Below are 16,637 nucleotides of genomic sequence, written 5' to 3'. Positions count from 1 at the left end.
CGTGCGCACGGCCTCGGGGATCGCCACCGGCCGCGCGCTGGCCGGGTCGACGAGCAGCATGTTGAGCCGGGCCGTGGCCACGGGGCGGCCGCCCTCGGCGTGGCAGACGCGATGGTAGACGGTGATCACCCGTCCGGCGAGGGGCGACATGGCGGTCTCCACCACCAGGGCGTCGGGCCAGCGCGCCTCGGACTGGTACTGGACGGCGAGGTCCGCCACCACGCTCGGGTAGCCGCCCAGGTCCCACTCGGTGAGTCCCAGGGCGCCGAAGGCCTGGATGCGCGCCTCGTGGAGCAGCGACACCAGGGTGTCATGGCCCAGGTGGCGACCGTAGTTCATGTCGGTGACGCGCACCGTCAGCGGGTGACGATGCACGATGGCGGCTTCGGGAAAGTCGAGCCTGACGCGCTCCATACCTGCCTCCTTAAACACCCTCCCGGGCGATGGCCCGGTAGGCGATATCGCGCCGGCACAGCATGCCCTCCCAGCGGATGGCCTCGACGCCGCGGTAGGCCTGCTCGGCGGCGGCCGAGACCCCCTCGCCCAGGGCGGTGACGCAGAGCACCCGCCCGCCGGCAGTGACCAGCCGACCGCCCTGCTCCACCGTGCCGGCGTGGAACACCTTGCAGCCGGTGGCCTCGGCGGCCTCGATGCCCTCGATGGGGTCATTCTTGCGGTAGCTGCCGGGATAGCCGCCGGCGGCCAGCACCACCCCCACCGCGGCACGCGGATCCCAGTCGCACGCCTTGCCGGCAAGCTGGCCGGTGGCGCCGGCCAGGCAGAGCTCGGCGAGGTCGGACGCGAGGCGCAGCATGATCGGCTGGGTCTCGGGATCACCGAAGCGGCAGTTGTACTCGATCACCTTGGGGTTGCCCGCCGCGTCGATCATCAGTCCCGCGTAGAGGAAGCCGGTGTAGGGGTGCCCCTCGGCCGCCATGCCACGCACCGTGGGCAGGATCACCCGTTCCATGATCCGCGCATGCACCTCGTCAGTGACCACCGGGGCCGGGGAGTAGGCGCCCATGCCACCGGTGTTGGGGCCGGTGTCGCCCTCCCCTACCCGCTTGTGGTCCTGGCTGGTGGCCATGGGCAACACCGTCTCGCCGTCCACCATGACGATGAAGCTCGCCTCCTCGCCGTCTAGGAACTCCTCGATCACCACCCGGGCGCCGGCGTCGCCGAAGGCGTTGGCCTCGAGCATGTCGCGCACCGCGGCCTCGGCCTCCGACCGGGTCATGGCCACGATCACGCCCTTGCCGGCGGCCAGGCCATCGGCCTTGATCACGATGGGGGCGCCCTGCTCGGCGAGATACTCAAGCGCCGGCGCCACCTCGGTGAAGGTGCGGTAGTCGGCGGTGGGGATGGCATGGCGCGCCAGGAAGTCCTTGGTGAAGGACTTGGAGCCCTCGAGCTGGGCAGCCCCGGCGCTGGGGCCGAAGATCGCCAGGCCCGCCTCGCGGAAACGGTCCACCACCCCGGCCACCAGCGGCGCCTCGGGACCGACGATGGTCAGGTCGATGCCCTCGTCGCAGGCGAAGGCCACCAGGCCGTCGAGGTCATCCACCGCGATGTCGACGTTGGCCAGTCCGGCCTCCCGGGCGGTTCCGGCATTGCCGGGCGCCACACAGACCTGGGACACCAGGGGCGACTGAGCGACCTTCCAGGCCAGGGCATGTTCGCGGCCACCGCCGCCGATGATCAGCACCTTCATCCGTTCCACCTTCCTTCTGCGAACCGAAAGCTCGACGAGCCGAGACGGCATTATGTCAGAAAGCCGGGGACCGCGCCCGGCCCTCAGGGTTTCTCGTCATCGTCCTTGCCGCCGTTGCCGCCGTTGCCACCGTTGCCGGGGACCTGACCAATGGTCTGCTGCCAGAAGCGCATGTTTTCCTCAGCCAACTCGCGCATCAACTCCATGGGCGAGTGGCGCATGGCCTGCTGCCACTGGTCCTGCATGCGCTGCTGCTGCTCCATCATCAGCCGGGTGCCCTGCTCCAGGTAGCGGGCCAGGGGCAGCGGCTGGGCCATGTCGTAGACGCGGATGAACTGGGCCAGCAGGTCGTTGGAGAACACCTCGGCGTCACCGTCGGCCTGCTCCTGCTCGATGATGATCGACAGCAGGATGGTACGGGTCAGGTCCTCACCGCTCTTGGCGTCCTCGACGCGGAAGGGTACGTCGTCCAGCACCAGCTGGCGCAGATCTTCGAGGGTCACATAGTGGCTCTGTTCGGTATCATAGAGTCTGCGGTTGGCATACTTGCGAATCACGCGCACGGCGCTGCTCCTCGGTCGATGTCGGGGGCGGTTGCCCCTGTACGGCTATTGTGCACCGCGACACCCACCATGCAAGGCATACCGCCAACGCGAGGCACCGATGAACCTGATTCTGCTCTCCCCGGAGGAGATCGAGAACAACCGGCTGGCCCGGGTGAGCGACCCGCGCCGCCTTCGCCACCTGCGCGAGGTGCACCGCGCACGGCCCGGCGACCGGCTTACCCTGGGCCTCCTGGGAGGGGGCATCGGCCAGGGCGAACTGATCGGCCTCGACGCCGAAGCGGCCACCTTCGCCCTGGAGCCCCTGGACCAGCCCCCCCCACCGGCCCTGCCGGTGCATCTGGCACTGGCCCTGCCGCGCCCTCGCATGCTGGCGCGCACCCTGGAACATGCCACCGCCCTGGGAGCGAAGGCGATCACCCTGCTGCACACTCGCCGGGTGGAGAAGAGCTACTGGATGTCGCCGGAGTTGGACGCCGCGAAAATTCACCAGCATCTCGTGCTGGGGCTGGAACAGGCCCGGGACACCGTGCTGCCGGAGGTGACCCTGGCCAGGGGGTTCCGCCCCTTCGTGGAGGACGTGCTGCCCGGCCTGCTCGAAACTCGCCGCGGCCTGCTGGCCCACCCGGGAATGGCCAACGCCTGCCCGCGGGACATCGAGGCCCCCACCCTGCTGCTGGTGGGGCCGGAGGGGGGCTTCATTCCCTGGGAGGTCGAGAAACTGCTCGAGGCGGGCTGCGAGGGCATTCACCTGGGGCCGCGCATCCTGCGCGTGGAGACCGCCGTCACCGCACTGCTGGCCCGGCTCTTCTAGCCCTCGCCGACCACGGGCGGCGCCAGGCCGGGTGGCTCCCGAGACGGCCTAGCCCTCATGCCCCTCGCCCATCGCGTCCGGCTCATGCTCCCGCAGCGGCGAGTTCTCGTCGCACTCGGGCGACTGCAGGAAGGTATCGCGCACGTCAAGCAGGCCCAGGTGGCTGATGGTGCGCCGGCCCAGCAACAGCGGATAGAGCATCTCGCCACGATCGCGCAGGCTGAACTGCTCCTCGTAGACGGTGTCGCCCATGCAGATCCTCATCAAGACCACGGGACGCTCGTCACGCCCGCCGGCCCCTCGGACCCTCAGGTCGCGGTAGACCGGCAGCTCGAGGGTCTCCGAGAAGACCTCGCCGCTGGCGCTGTCCTCGAGCTTGAGCCGAAAGCTCACCCACTCCTCACCGTCGCGCTCTAAGCTCTCGATCTCCCGGGCGTCCAGCGAGGAGGTGAGCGCACCGCTGTCCAGCTTGGCCTTCACCGCCACGCCCCAGGGCTCGATGGTGGCGCGCTCCACCCAGCCGAACACCGCGTCGCTGTCCGCGGCCATGGCCGGTGAGGCAAGGCTCACCAGCAGGCCCATCATCGCCGCCGGCAGCCGCCAGCCAGAGATGGTCGATCGCATGAATACCCCTCCTTCGTGTATAGCCCCTGTCGGGAGTTGCTTGACGATAGCGCTTCACTCCTCAAGGCTGAAGAGCATGGCGGCATCCATTTCTCCGTGAACTCACCACCCGACACTGGCGCCACCGCCAGGCGAGGAGGTCAACCCATGAAATATCAAGGTGTTGCAAGAGCGTCACTCACCACTAGTGCCGCATTACTGGCGGCCAGCCTGACCGCACATGCCCAGGCCGAGTCCGAACCTCAGGGACTCTATTCAGTCATGTCGATCCTCGATGCCGAGGTTCACTTCGAGGCAGCACCGGACAGCGAGGCCGGTGAAGTGACCGACATCCTGCTCGGCGACGACCGCCAGGTACACGCCCTGGTGGTCCGTCCCCACAACAGCCTGGGCATCGGCGATGACGCGGTGGTGATCAGCAACGAGGGCTATCGGCTGCTCTCCTACGAGGACGACGAGGGCAGGATCACCCACGACGTGGTCGTCGAGATCCACGAAGATGCCTTCGAAGAGCTGCCGCGCTACGACCAGGCGTGGTGGGAGCTGGCCCGGGAGCGGGCACGCGAGGCCTGGGAAACCACCCGGGAAGACGTCGAGCGCGTCGGCCAGGCGATCGGCGATGCCCTCGACGCCAACTGAAGCCCCGTCAACGCTGCAGTCGCTCGAGCAGGCGCAGGGTGGCGAAGCCATCCGGGGTCACGCCGATCGACTGCTGGTAGGCGCGCAGGCCGCGGCGGGTGTTGGGCCCCATGATGCCGTCCGGGCTGCCGACATCGAAGCCGCGGGCATTGAGCGCCTGCTGCATCTCGCGCACCTGGCGGCGCATCAACGGCTGCTCATCACGAGGCCAGCTCTGGGCGATGCCGTCGCGTCCGGCGATCCGATCGGCCAGGGTGCCCACTGCCAGGGCATAGCTGGTGGCATTGTTGTAGCGCAGGATGGCCCGGTAGTTGGGGCCCACCAGGAAGGCCGGCCCGCTCGCCCCGGCCGGCACGAGCACCGAGGCCGTGTCGAAATCGGGCAGCGCCCCGCCGCCGACCGGGCGCACCCCCTGCTCGGTCCACTCGCGGGCCGAGCGCCGGGTGGAGAGCTCCGTCTGGGCATGGTCGAAGCCCGCCGGTAGCGTCACCTCCACCCCCCAGGGCTGCCCCGGCTGCCAGCCGGCCCGGGCCAGATAGTTGGCGGTGGAGGCCATGACATCGGGAATGCTGCCCCAGATGTCGCGGCGGCCGTCGCCGTCGCCGTCCACGGCGTAGGCCTCGAAGCTGGAGGGGATGAACTGGGTATGGCCCATGGCCCCCGCCCAGGAACCGATCATGCGCTCCGGGGCGATATCCCCGGCGTCGATGATGCGCAGGGCCGCCAGCAGCTCGCCCCGGGCGAAGTCGCGGCGGCGCCCATCGAAGGCCAGCGTCGCCAGCGCCTCCAGGGTGGAGAAGTCGCCGAAGTTGCCCCCGTAGTTGCTCTCGATCCCCCAGATCGCCACGATCACCTCGGCGGGCACGCCGTAGCGCTGCTCCATGCGCCGCGCGGTGTCGCGGTGCTCGGCCAGCTTGGCCCGCCCCTGCGAGACCCGCTGGGCGGAGACCGCGCTGTCCAGGTATTGCCAGATGGGGCGCACGAACTCCGGCTGGGAACGGTCGAGCTCGATCACCCGCGGCCGAAACCGCACGCCGTCCAGGGCGCGGGCCAGGGTCCGCTCCGAGATTCCCTCGCCGCGGGCCTCGCGGCGGAACCTGGCCAGCCAGGCGTCGAAATCGGCGGGCGGGGCCGGCTCGGCCTCGGCGCCCCGTGCAGCGGCCTCGGCCGACGCCGACTCCGAGGTCGCCTCCTTTCTCGGCTCGTCGGCCGCACTGGCTTCCCGGGCGGGACCGCTCTGGCAGCCGGCCAGCAGGCCGAGCACCAGGCTCAGGCCAAGCATCCGTTTCATATCGCTTCCGCTCTCCATGGTCAGGCAGTGGGCCGATCATCGCGCAGATCGGCCGGCACCACCAGCCCCGCCCAGGAAGGCGAGGATCACCGCGCTGTAGTAGAGGAAGGCCGGGATGGCCACCAGCTGCCAGGCGAGCGGCGCCCACCAGGCCAGGGCGGCGTTGGCCAGGAAGGAAATCAGGCCCGCCAGCCCCAGGGCCAGTCGAGGAAGGGCAGCGAGGGTCATGGCATCTCCTTGTCCGGTTCCCGACGACCGGCGCATCGGCCGGCCCATCACGGCAGAGGCCGCCCGAAGGCGGCCTCTGCTGGCATCGACCTGGCACCTCAGGTGGAGTCGCTCTCCTTCGGCTCGCGCCGGGCGTTGGCCTCGGTCTCGCAGCCACTCTTCAGCTCGTGGGTGAGGGGGTCATAGTTGGGGCGCAGCTCGTCCTTGACCGTGCCGCTCCACAGCTTGGAGCCGACGAAGTAGCCGGCCCGGCCGATCACATGGGCGGCCACCGGGGCGGTCATCAGGATAAACACGATGATGGCGAAGGCCCGCGCCGACACCCCGACCTCGGCGAAGTGCACCGCCACCGCCAGCATGATCAGGATCACCCCGAGGGCCGCCGCCTTGGTGGTGGCATGCATGCGGGTGAGCAGGTCGGGCAGGCGCAGGATGCCCAGCGAGGCCAGCAGCATCAGCAGGCCGCCAGCGATGATGAAGGTTCCCTTGACGAAGTCAATCATCGCGCGGTCCTCCACGCTCCAGGAAGCGGGCGAACCCGATGGCGGCCAGAAACCCCATCAGGGCGATGACGATGGCGGCATCGATGAAGCTCGAGACGTCGGACTTGATGGCGTAGAGCCCCACCAGGCCCACCACGATGCTGGCGAAGAGTTCCAGGGCCACCACCCGGTCGGGCAGGCTGGGGCCGCGCACCACTCGCACGAAGGCGAGGATCAGCGCCAGGCTCATGATGACCTGGCTGATCAGGATCACGATCTCCATGTCGGCACCTCGCGGCCAGGCTCAGCGAAACAGTTCCAGGGCACGGTATTCCATTTCCTTGAGGTTGCGGCGCAGCTCCTCCTCATCGTCGAGGAACATGGCGTGGATGAAGAGCACCTTGCGGTCGTCGGAGACGTCCAGGCTCAGGGTGCCGGGGGTCAGCGAGATCAGGTTGGCCACCATGGTGATCTCCAGTTCGGTGCGCGCCTCCAGCGGCAGGGCGATCACCCCGGGCTTCATGTGCCAGGGCGGCGTCAGGATATCGAAGGCCACCTTGAGGTTGGCCATCAACAGCTCCCGGATGAAGAAGCCGATGAAGCGCAGGATCCGCGGGATGCGCGCCGGGTAGCCCTTCAGGGACTCCACCTGGGGCTCGATCAGCACCAGGGTGATGTAGCCGAACACCAGGCCCACCACCAGGTTGAGGCCGGTGAAGTCGCCGCTGAGGATGACCCAGGCCAGCGCCAGCAGCAGGTTCCAGATGGCTCCGGTCATGGGCTCACCTCCTCGGTTGGCGGCGCCTCGATAAGGGCCTCGGTGACGTCGACATTGGCGCCCAGTACGGCGTCGATATAGCCCTGCGGGTTCATCAGTTGAACGCCGATGGTGTTCATCATCCCCATCAGCGGTTCGGCGAAGACCCCGATCAGCAGCGAGGCGATGGCCAGGGCCCCTACCGGCAGGGTCATCAGCCACAGGCTCGGCTTGACCATCCGGCCGTCGTCGCCCACAACGGTCTCCCGCTCGGGCACCAGGTTGTCCTCGGGCAGCGCCTTCCAGAACACCTCGTTCCAGATCTTGACCATGGAGTAGAGGGTCATCAGGCCCACCGCCAGGGCGACACCCGTCACCACATAGGCCTCCGCCTCGATACCGGCCCGCACGATCACGAACTTGGCGAAGAAGCCCGACAGCGGCGGGATGCCCGCCAGCGAGAAGGCGGAGAGGAAGAAGGCCGCGGCGAGCCAGGGGCGCTCCTTGTAGAGCCCCCCCATCTTCTTCAGCTGGTAGGTGCCCTGCAGGCGCCGGGTGATGCCGCTGATCAGGAAGAGGTTGGTCTTGACCACGATGTTGTGCATCACCGCGAAGATGCCGCCGGCGATGGCCAGGGGCGTGTAGAGCGCCAGCCCCAGGATCATGTAGCCGATCTGGCTGACGATATGGAACGACAGGATGCGCCGGAACTCGTACTGGGCCGCCGCGCCCAGCACCCCGGTGACCATGGTCAGGGCCGCGCCCCAGAGCAGCAGGTCCTGGGTGTAGTCCAGGGTATCGTCGAACATCAGGGTGAAGACCCGGAACAGCGAATAGACCCCCACCTTGGTGAGCAGGCCGGCGAACAGCGCCGACACCGCCACCGGCGGCGTGTGGTAGGAGGCCGGCAGCCAGAAGAACAGCGGGAAGGCCGCCGCCTTGATGCCGAAGGCCACCATGAACATCACCGCCAGCACCTCCACCATGCCCTGGTGCTCCGCCTCGTGCAGGCGCAGGGCGATGTCGGCCATGTTGAGGGTGCCCACCATGCCGTAGGTGAGGCCGATGGCGGTGAGGAAGATCACCGAGGCGAGCAGGTTGAGGGTCACGTACTTGATGGCCCCCTCCATCTGCGCCTTCTCGCCGCCGAGGATCAGCAGCGCGAAGCTGGCCACCAGCATCACCTCGAACCAGACGTAGAGGTTGAAGATGTCGCCGGTGAGGAAGGCGCCGGCCACCCCGGCCAGCAGCAGGTGCATCAGCGGATAGTAGCCGAACTTCTCGTGGTCGGGCCCGGTGGAGGCCAGCGAGTAGATGGCGATCGCCAGGCCGATCAGGGCGGTCAGCACGATCATCACCGCGCTGAGCATGTCGGCCACCAGGGTGATGCCGTAGGGCGCCTCCCAGCCGGCCATCTGGATGGTCACATAGCCATCCTGGTGAACCGAGGTGAGCAGCCACAGGGAGACCACCAGCAGGGCCAGGTTGCCGGCCACGGCGGTGAAGCGTTGCATGGGTCGCGAGCGCCAGAACAGCAGCGAGACGGCGCCCGACAGCAGCGGCAGGAGGACGGGAAGTGCGACTTCGGGCCTCACGTGTCGGTATCCTTCATCTTGTCCAGGTCATCGGCCTTGACGATCTCGTAGGCCCGGCGAATCAGCACCACGGCGAAGGCCAGCACGCCGAAGGCGATCACGATGGCGGTCAGCACCACCGCCTGGGGCAGGGGGTCGGCCACCGCGCCCGCGGGCGCCAGCATGCCCTCGGGGATCAGCGGCGGCGCCCCGCGGGTCATCCCCGCCGAGGTGAAGATCAGCAGGTTGGCGGCGTTGGAGAGCAGCATCAGCCCGATCACCAGCTTGACGATGGAGCGACGCAGCATCAGGAAGATCGCTGCAGCGTAGAGCAGGCCGATGGCGATGGCCATCACGGGTTCCATAGGGCATCTCCTGTCCGGTGGGCAGCATTCTCAGGGCTCATCCTTGTCCACCTCCATCAGGGTCATCACCATGGTCAGCACCGACCCCAGCACCGCCAGGTAGACGCCGATATCGAAGATCAGTGGCGTGGAGGCCTTGAAGTCGATGCCGGGGACCTCCCACCATTGGGCGGTGAGGAAGGCCTCCCCCACGAACCAGGCCGGCACCACCGAGATCATGCCCAGCAGCAGGCCCATGCCGATCAGGTCCCGGGGATCCACCATGCGCAGCACGCTGCGGGTCGCCGTCACCCCGAAGGCGAAGAGGTAGAGGGTGAAGGCACCGGCCGCCACCAGGCCGGCGATGAAGCCGCCGCCTGGCTCGTCGTGGCCGCGCAGCAGCAGGAAGATGGAGAACAGCAGCTGCAGCGGCATCAGCAGCCGCGCCGCGGTGTTGAGGATGATGGTGCCGGACTTAACCATCGACGGTCTCCTTGGCGGGGGCAGGCTTCCTGGGCTTATCCGGGGCGCGCAGCTTGAGCATGGCGAAGACCCCGATGGCGGCCAGGGCCAGCACGAAGATCTCGCCCAGGGTATCCAGCGACCGGTAGTCCACCAGGATGACGTTGACGATATTGCGCCCATGGGCCAGGGGCACGCTGTTCTCGATCATGTAGTCGGAGATCGGCACGAACTGGTCGATGCTCCAGGAGGTGAGCACCAGCAGGGTAATCAGCCCGCCCAGGCTGCCGGCCACCGCCACGTCGCGCACCCGCTCCAGCGGGGTGGAGAGGCTCGAGAAGCGCGGCAGGCGGAACAGCACCAGCACCAGCAGGATCACCGTCAGGGTCTCCACTAGCAGCTGGGTGATGCCGAGGTCGGGCGCGCTGAACAGGATGAAGGTCAGGGCGATGGAGAAGCCCATGATCCCCACCGAGACCACGGCGCCGAGCCGCGAGCGGGCGATGGCGGCGAACAGCGCCCCCATCACCATGGTGCCGACCACCATGGCCTCGTGGAACTGCACGTCCAGCGAGAAGGCAAACTGGGGCGAATGGCGCAGCAGCAGCGAGTTGGCCACCAGGGCGACCACCGTCAGGACCATCACCAGGATGTAGTTGCGCATGTAGCCGTTCTGGAGTAGGCGAGTCTGCCATTCGGAGACCACTACCACGCCGTCCATGAAGGCGTCGTAGCCGGCCTCGGGCCCCCGGGCGATGAGGGGCTCGAGGCGCGCCAGGCGCGCCCTGACGCGGTCCCAGCGCTGGAACAGCAGATAGCCCAGCGCCAGGCTCACCAGCGACATCAGCAGCGGCAGGTTGATGCCGTGCCACAGGGAGAGCGACACCGCCACCGGCTCGCCGGCCACCGCCGAGGCGGCCGCGGTAAGCAGGCCGGTGCCGGCCAGGGCCGGCAGCAGCCCCAGCAGCAGGGAGAGCAGCGCCAGCAGCGCCGGCCCCAGCAGCATGGAGGCCGGGGCCTCGTGGGCCACCCGCGGCGTCTGGCGACGCTGGCCGAAAAAGGGCCGCAGCACCACGATGGCCGCCACGGCGATGGTCAGGATCGCCGCAGAGAAGGCCAGCAGCACGATCAGCCACCGCCAGGCGCTCGCCTCGAGCACCGACTCGAACATCAGCTCCTTGCCGATGAAGCCGAACAGCGGCGGCACCCCGGCCAGCGAGAGGGCCGCGATCATGGCCACCACCGCGGTGATCGGCATCAGCGGCCTCAGGCCGCCCATGGCGGTGACGTCCTTGGTGCCGGTCTCGTGGTCGAGGATGCCGGCCACCATGAACAGCGCCCCCTTGTAGAGGGAGTGGGCGAGCAGGAAGGTGACAAAGGCGATCAGCGCCCCCTCGGTGCCGATGCCCAGCAGCATGGTCAGGGCGCCCAGGGCCATCACCGTGGAGTAGGCCAGAAGCTTCTTGATGTTGGTGTGGCGGATGGCCAGGAAGGCGCCGGTGAACATGGTCAGCGCCCCCACCACCGAGAGGGTGACCACCCACAGCTCGGTGCCGCCCAGGCTCGGCTGCAGGCGCGCCATCAGGTAGATGCCCGCCTTGACCATGGTGGCCGAGTGCAGGTAGGCGGAGACCGGGGTCGGCGCCGCCATGGCGTTGGGCAGCCAGAAGTGGAAGGGGAACTGCGCCGACTTGGTGAAGGCGCCGAGCAGCAGGCAGATCAGCAGCGGCGTGTAGAGGGCGTGCTCGCGCAGCACGTCGTCCATGGCGTTGAGCTCGGCCAGCGACCAGCTGCCGCCGGCCACGCCCAGCATCGCCAGCCCCGCCATCAGCGCCAGCCCCCCGGCTACGGTGACGAAGAGCCCCTGGCGGGCCGACTTGCGCGCCTCCAGATCGGTGTGGTTGAAGCCGATCAGCAGGTAGGAGGTGATGCTGGTCAGCTCCCAGAAGACGAAGAGGGTGAAGAGGCCGTCGGCCAGCACCAGCCCCAGCATGGAGACCATGAAGGCGAGGATCGCCAGGTGGAAGCGCACCAGATCCGGGTGCCCCCGCAGGTAGCCCCCGGCGTAGATCAGCACGAAGGTGCCGATTCCGGTCACCAGCAGGGCGAAGAGCAGCGAGAGGCCATCGATGACGAAGGTCAGGCTCATGCCCAGCGACGGCACCCACTCCATGGCGAGTACCAGGGTCTCGCCGGCCATCACCGCCGGCAGCTGGCCGAGGAACCAGAGCGCCAGGGCGCCCGGGAAGGCGGCCAGGAAGAAGCTGGTGCGCTCGCCGAACCAGCGATGGAAGAGCGGCGCCAGGGCGGCCAGCAGGAATCCCGATAGCACGGCGAATTGCAACAAGGTCTCTCTCCTGGTCGGGTTCGTTCGAAGGTCCAAGGGCGCCCCCCGGGCGGAGCTGACCGGGGCCAGCATTCGCCTAATGGATGACGCAGCGCAGCACATGAGGCCTGTATAACGATAGTGAAAGCCTATAGACTCTCGCCGGCGAGTGGCAAGAACGGGCCACGCCTCACCATAAACGAAAGTCGGCATTTTATCATTAGTGAATGATTATCATGCAAATTTTCGCTGCGCCCGGCTGCCGCACACCAGCGCCCTGACGGCCCCCTCCCCGTCGGGATGAAGACGAGCCGGGCGGTGACGTGGCTGCCCGGGCCAAGGGCACCGTTGACGCGGTGCCGGGCCTGGCCAATTACGCTCCCGCCATAGCGTGGATGAGCATACCGATGGCACTGCTGTGGAATTCCCCTCCTCACCCTGCTCGGCGCCCTGGTGCCGATCGCCACCTCTCGCCACGGCCGCCGCACCTGCACCCTCGCCACCCTCGTCGCCCCCCTGCTGGCCCTGGCCCTGGTGCTGAGCCAGGCCCCGACGGTGTTCGCCGGCGAGGTGGTCTCCGTCTCCCTGACCTGGATGTCCCAGCTGGGGCTCGACCTGGCGCTGCGCATCGACGGCCTCACGCTGCTCTTCGCCCTGCTGATCCTGGGGATCGGTAGCCTGATCCTCTACTACGCCGGCCACTACCTGAGCGCCGACGAGGACGACGGGCGCTTCCTCGCCTACATGATGCTCTTCATGACCGCCATGCTCGGCATCGCCATGGCGGACAACCTGCTGCTGCTGTGGCTGTTCTGGGAGCTGACCAGTATCACCTCCTTCCTGCTGATCGGCTTCTGGGGCCACCGCAGCGACGCCCGCCGCGGCGCGCGCATGGCGCTGGCGGTCACCGGTGCCGGCGGCCTGGCGCTGCTGGCCGGCCTGCTGCTGATCGGCAATGTGGTGGGCAGCTTCGCCCTGGCCGAAGTGCTCGCCGCCGGCGATCTGATCCGCGCCTCGGAGCACTACCCGTTGATCCTGGCCCTGGTGCTGTTCGGGGCCTTCACCAAGTCGGCCCAGTTCCCCTTCCACTTCTGGCTGCCCCACGCCATGGCCGCGCCCACCCCGGTCTCCGCCTTCCTGCACTCGGCCACCATGGTCAAGGCGGGCGTGTTCCTGATGGCGCGGCTCACCCCGGCGCTGGGCGACAGCCAGCTGTGGGCGGTGGCACTCTCCCTGGTGGGCCTGGCCACCATGCTCTACGCCGCCTGGTTCGCCCTGCTGGAGCGCGACCTCAAGGGCATTCTGGCCTTCTCCACGGTGAGCCACCTGGGGCTGATCACCCTGCTGCTGGGCCTGGGCAGCCCGCTGGCCATCGTCGCCGCGGTGTTCCATATCCTCAACCACGCCACCTTCAAGGCGGCGCTGTTCATGAGCGTGGGGATCATCGACCACGAGACCGGTACCCGCGACATCGACCGCCTGGGGGCACTGTGGGCCATGATGCCGCTGACCGGCACCATGACGCTCCTGGCCGGCGCCGCCATGGCGGGCTTCCCGCCCTTCAACGGCTTCCTCTCCAAGGAGATGCTCTTCGAGCAGAGCCTGCTCAACGACGTGCTGGGGGCGCTGAGCGGCCTGATCCCGCTACTGGTGATGGTGGCCGCCACCCTCTCGGTGGCCTACTCCCTGCGGCTGATCTGGAGCCTGTTCTTCGCTGCCCCCAAGCTGACCCGCGAGCAGAAGGCCCAGCCCCCTCTCAAGGCCCATGACCCGGCCCGCGGCATGCTCGCCCCTGGACTCTTCCTGGCCGCCATGAGCCTGGCGGTGGGGCTCTTCCCCATGACCCTGGCCGCGCCCCTGGTCAATGCCGCCAGCCTGGCGGTGCAGGGGGATACCACGCCGCTGATCGCCCTGGCGCTGTGGCACGGCTTCAACCTGCCGCTGGCCATGAGCCTGGCGGCGGTGATCGCCGGGGTGCTGGTCCTGCGCCAGCACCGCCGCCTGGCCCGGGTGGCCACCCTCTTCCCGGCCCGCGACGCTGGGCGGATCTTCGAGGCCGCGGTGCTGCGACTGATCAAGGCGGCGCTGTGGCTGACCCTGCGCCTGGAGAACGGCTCCCTGCAGCGCTACCAGGCCCTGCTGGTACTCACCGCCCTGGTCATGGTCGCCATCGGCCTGGCCCATCTCGAGGCCCTGACCGGCCCCCAGGGGCTGCAGCCCCTGGACGGCATGCTGGTGCTGGGCGCGGCGCTGATGATCTTCGGCGCCATCGGCAGCGCGCTCAGCCATCGCTGGCGACTGGTCTCGCTGCTGATGCTCTCCACGGTGGGCCTCACCGTCTCGCTGACCTTCGTGCGCTTCTCCGCCCCCGACCTGGCGCTGACCCAGCTCTCGGTGGAGGTGGTGTCGATGATCCTGCTGATCCTGGCGCTGTTCTTCCTGCCCCAGCGCCCGCCGCTGCTGGTCTCGGGACGGCGCATCCTGCGCGACCTGGTGCTGGCCGTATCGCTGGGCCTGGTGGTGGCGATGCTCAACTACGCCCTGCTGACCCGCGAGACCCTCTCCATCGCCGACTTCTTCCTGCGCGAGGCGGTGCCCGGCGGCGGCGGGACCAACGTGGTCAACGTCATCCTGGTGGACTTCCGCGGCTTCGATACCCTGGGCGAGATCACCGTGCTGACCCTGGCCGGCTTGGCCACCTTCAAGCTGCTCAACCGCATGCGGCTGTTCATGCCGGCGGGCAACCTGGAAGGCATTCGCTGGTCGCGCCACCGTTACCCGCTGATCCTCGCGGTCGTCGCCCAGCTGCTGCTGCCGCTGGCCCTGCTGGTATCGGTCTACATCTTCCTGCGCGGCCACAACCAGCCCGGTGGCGGCTTCATCGCCGGCCTGATCACCTCGGTGGCGCTGATCCTGCAATACATGGCCCGCGGCCACGCCTGGACCCGCGAGCGCCTGCCGCTCTCCTACCCGGCGGTGGCGGTCTCCGGCCTGGCCATCGCCGTGGCCACGGGCCTGGCCAGCTGGCTGTTCGGCTACCCCTTCCTGACTTCGACCTTCGGCTACGTGACCCTGCCGCTGATCGGCAGCTTCGAGCTCGCCTCGGCGATGCTCTTCGACCTGGGGGTCTACCTGGCCGTGGTCGGCGCCACCCTGATGATCCTGATCAACCTGGGCGGGATCACCACGATCCACCGCCCCCGCCTGGAGGAACGCTGATGGAAGCCCTCTTCTCGCTGGTGGTCGGCGTGCTCACCGCCTGCGGCATCTACCTGCTGCTGCGCGGACGCACCTTCCCGGTCATCGTCGGCCTGGCCCTGCTGGGCTACGCGGTCAACCTCTTCCTCTTCTCCGCGGGCGGACTCCACACCCATGCCGCTGCGGTCATCGGCGAGTCGATCAGTCCCGCCGACCCGCTGCCCCAGGCGCTGGTGCTCACCGCCATCGTCATCGGCTTCGCCATGACCGCCTTCGTGGTGATCCTGGCGATCCGTGCGCGCAGCGAGCTGGGCAGCGACCACGTCGACGGCCAGCAGGGTGAAGCGGGGGACGCTCGATGATCCAGCACCTGATCACCCTGCCGATCCTGATTCCGATGATCGGCGCCATCGGCCTGCTGCTGGCTGGCCAGGCCGGCGACACCCGACGCCGTCGGGTCGCCATCGGGCTGAGCCTGGCCCAGGTGCTCGTTGCCGCCTGGCTGCTGGCCCAGGCGGCCGGCGGCGAGCTGACCTTCTACGCCCTGGGCAACTGGCAGGCGCCCTTCGGCATCGTGCTGATGGCCGACCGGCTCTCGACGCTGATGCTGCTGCTCACCGCAGTGCTGGCGCTGGGCTGCGTGCTCTTCGCCTGTGCCGGCGAGGACACCCGCGGCAGCAACTTCCACGCCCTCTTCCAGCTGCAGCTGATGGGGCTCAATGGCGCCTTCCTGACCGGCGACCTGTTCAACCTCTTCGTCTTCTTCGAGATCACCCTGCTGGCCTCCTACGCCCTGATGATGCACGGCGGCAGCAAGGAGCGCATCGGCGCCGGGCTGCACTACGTGATCCTCAACCTGGCCGGCTCGGCGCTGTTCATCGTGGCGCTGGGGGTACTCTACGGTGCCACCGGCACCCTCAATATGGCCGACATGGCCCGTCGGGTGGCGGTGATGTCCGGCGACCAGGCCGCCCTGGTCACCGCCGGCGCCCTGCTGCTGGTCGTGGTCTTCAGCCTCAAGGCGGCCCTGCTGCCCCTCTACTTCTGGCTGCCCCGCACCTATGCGGCGGCCCCGGCGCCGGTGGCCGCGCTGTTCGCCATCATGACCAAGCTGGGCCTCTACGCCATCCTGCGGGTGCAGTCGCTGATCTTCGCCGACAGCCACCCGGCCGAGGCACCGCCTGGCTGTGGTGGGCGGGTCTGGCCACCATCGCCCTGGCCGGGGTCGGCGTGCTGGCGGCCCGGGACCTGCGCACCCTGGTGGCCTACCTGGTGCTGGTCTCGGTGGGCACCCTGCTGGCCGGCCTGGCGTTGGGCTCCGTGGACGCCGTCGCCGCCCTGCTCTACTACCTGCCGCACACCACGCTGATCTGCGGCGCCCTCTACCTGATCGCCGAGCTGATCGGCCAGCAGCGCGGCAAGGCCGGCACCCGCCTGGTGCGCGCCCGGCGCCTCTACCAGCGCCACCTGCTGGGGGGGATCTTCCTGGTCGCCGCCGTGGCCGTAGCCGGCCTGCCGCCGCTGGCAGGCGCCCTGGGCAAGCTGCTGCTGATGCAGGCCGCCGAGGGCACGGCGAGGCTCTGGCTATGGCCGCTGCTGCTGCTGGCCGGGCTCTGCGCGCTGA

Annotated in this window: 16 protein-coding genes and 2 pseudogenes; 5 read left to right on the top strand and 13 right to left on the bottom strand. The window is 68.7% G+C overall.

Annotated features, from left to right (window positions below):
• The 3 genes from J5F18_RS06210 to phaR form a co-directional block, all read right to left on the bottom strand.
• On the bottom strand, positions 1-414 hold a 414-nt coding region (locus J5F18_RS06210), incomplete at its 3' end, for a thioesterase family protein (protein ID WP_346301428.1).
• A gap of 10 nt (positions 415-424) precedes the next feature.
• Positions 425-1,711, bottom strand: coding sequence for a phosphoribosylamine--glycine ligase (gene purD, locus J5F18_RS06205; protein ID WP_346301427.1), 1,287 nt, complete (start codon positions 1,709-1,711; stop codon positions 425-427).
• A gap of 83 nt (positions 1,712-1,794) precedes the next feature.
• Complete coding sequence (phaR, locus tag J5F18_RS06200) at positions 1,795-2,274, bottom strand: polyhydroxyalkanoate synthesis repressor PhaR (RefSeq protein WP_346301426.1); 480 nt, start codon at positions 2,272-2,274, stop codon at positions 1,795-1,797.
• A 100-nt stretch (positions 2,275-2,374) separates the two neighbouring features.
• On the opposite strand from phaR, the gene J5F18_RS06195 reads away from it, so the two are divergent.
• Positions 2,375-3,088 carry a 16S rRNA (uracil(1498)-N(3))-methyltransferase gene (locus tag J5F18_RS06195; protein WP_346301425.1) on the top strand — a complete coding sequence of 238 codons (714 nt, stop codon included), beginning with the start codon at positions 2,375-2,377 and terminating at the stop codon, positions 3,086-3,088.
• Positions 3,089-3,136: 48 nt separating this feature from the next.
• Here J5F18_RS06195 and J5F18_RS06190 read toward each other — a convergent pair whose 3' ends face one another.
• Complete coding sequence (locus tag J5F18_RS06190) at positions 3,137-3,670, bottom strand: ATP-dependent zinc protease (RefSeq protein ID WP_346302181.1); 534 nt, start codon at positions 3,668-3,670, stop codon at positions 3,137-3,139.
• Between the two features lie 303 nt (positions 3,671-3,973).
• Between J5F18_RS06190 and J5F18_RS06185 the strand changes: the two genes are divergently transcribed.
• Positions 3,974-4,351, top strand: coding sequence for a hypothetical protein (locus tag J5F18_RS06185; RefSeq protein ID WP_346301424.1), 378 nt, complete (start codon positions 3,974-3,976; stop codon positions 4,349-4,351).
• Between the two features lie 7 nt (positions 4,352-4,358).
• Here the strand turns inward: J5F18_RS06185 and J5F18_RS06180 are convergent, their stop codons facing one another.
• The 9 genes from J5F18_RS06180 to J5F18_RS06140 all read right to left on the bottom strand — a co-directional run bounded on the left by J5F18_RS06180 (position 4,359) and on the right by J5F18_RS06140 (position 11,833).
• Entirely contained in the window at positions 4,359-5,642 is a 1,284-nt protein-coding gene (locus J5F18_RS06180; RefSeq protein ID WP_346301423.1) for a lytic murein transglycosylase, read from the bottom strand.
• A 36-nt stretch (positions 5,643-5,678) separates the two neighbouring features.
• Complete coding sequence (locus J5F18_RS06175) at positions 5,679-5,870, bottom strand: hypothetical protein (RefSeq protein ID WP_346301422.1); 192 nt, start codon at positions 5,868-5,870, stop codon at positions 5,679-5,681.
• A 98-nt stretch (positions 5,871-5,968) separates the two neighbouring features.
• The gene (gene mnhG, locus J5F18_RS06170) at positions 5,969-6,373 is read right to left on the bottom strand and encodes a monovalent cation/H(+) antiporter subunit G (RefSeq protein ID WP_346301421.1); all 405 of its coding nucleotides are present in this window, start codon (positions 6,371-6,373) and stop codon (positions 5,969-5,971) included.
• Positions 6,366-6,635, bottom strand: coding sequence for a monovalent cation/H+ antiporter complex subunit F (locus J5F18_RS06165; RefSeq protein ID WP_346301420.1), 270 nt, complete (start codon positions 6,633-6,635; stop codon positions 6,366-6,368). The genes mnhG and J5F18_RS06165 overlap by 8 nt, the downstream gene beginning before the upstream one ends.
• 21 nt (positions 6,636-6,656) lie before the next feature.
• Positions 6,657-7,130: a Na+/H+ antiporter subunit E gene (locus tag J5F18_RS06160; protein WP_346301419.1), complete on the bottom strand. Its 474-nt coding sequence runs from the start codon at positions 7,128-7,130 to the stop codon at positions 6,657-6,659.
• Entirely contained in the window at positions 7,127-8,704 is a 1,578-nt protein-coding gene (locus J5F18_RS06155) for a Na+/H+ antiporter subunit D (protein ID WP_346301418.1), read from the bottom strand. Before J5F18_RS06155 ends, J5F18_RS06160 begins: the two co-directional genes overlap by 4 nt.
• Positions 8,701-9,048 (bottom strand): Na+/H+ antiporter subunit C, encoded by a 348-nt coding sequence (locus J5F18_RS06150; protein ID WP_299316563.1) that lies wholly within the window; start codon positions 9,046-9,048, stop codon positions 8,701-8,703. Before J5F18_RS06150 ends, J5F18_RS06155 begins: the two co-directional genes overlap by 4 nt.
• A 30-nt stretch (positions 9,049-9,078) precedes the next feature.
• The gene (locus J5F18_RS06145; RefSeq protein WP_346301417.1) at positions 9,079-9,510 is read right to left on the bottom strand and encodes a Na+/H+ antiporter subunit B; all 432 of its coding nucleotides are present in this window, start codon (positions 9,508-9,510) and stop codon (positions 9,079-9,081) included.
• Positions 9,503-11,833 (bottom strand): putative monovalent cation/H+ antiporter subunit A, encoded by a 2,331-nt coding sequence (locus J5F18_RS06140; protein ID WP_346302180.1) that lies wholly within the window; start codon positions 11,831-11,833, stop codon positions 9,503-9,505. The genes J5F18_RS06145 and J5F18_RS06140 overlap by 8 nt, the downstream gene beginning before the upstream one ends.
• A 389-nt stretch (positions 11,834-12,222) precedes the next feature.
• Between J5F18_RS06140 and J5F18_RS06135 the strand changes: the two are divergent.
• The 3 genes and pseudogenes from J5F18_RS06135 to J5F18_RS06125 all read left to right on the top strand — a co-directional run.
• A pseudogene (locus J5F18_RS06135) lies at positions 12,223-15,034 on the top strand (monovalent cation/H+ antiporter subunit A).
• Positions 15,034-15,375, top strand: coding sequence for a Na+/H+ antiporter subunit C (locus tag J5F18_RS06130; protein ID WP_346301416.1), 342 nt, complete (start codon positions 15,034-15,036; stop codon positions 15,373-15,375). The pseudogene J5F18_RS06135 and the gene J5F18_RS06130 overlap by 1 nt, the downstream one beginning before the upstream one ends.
• Positions 15,372-16,637: pseudogene (locus J5F18_RS06125) on the top strand (monovalent cation/H+ antiporter subunit D); the annotation flags it as partial. The gene J5F18_RS06130 and the pseudogene J5F18_RS06125, both read left to right, overlap by 4 nt.

The organism is Halomonas sp. BM-2019 (genome assembly GCF_017584085.1).
Note: the sequence above shows the minus strand (reverse complement) of the source record. Positions and strands in the feature narration are given on the sequence as shown.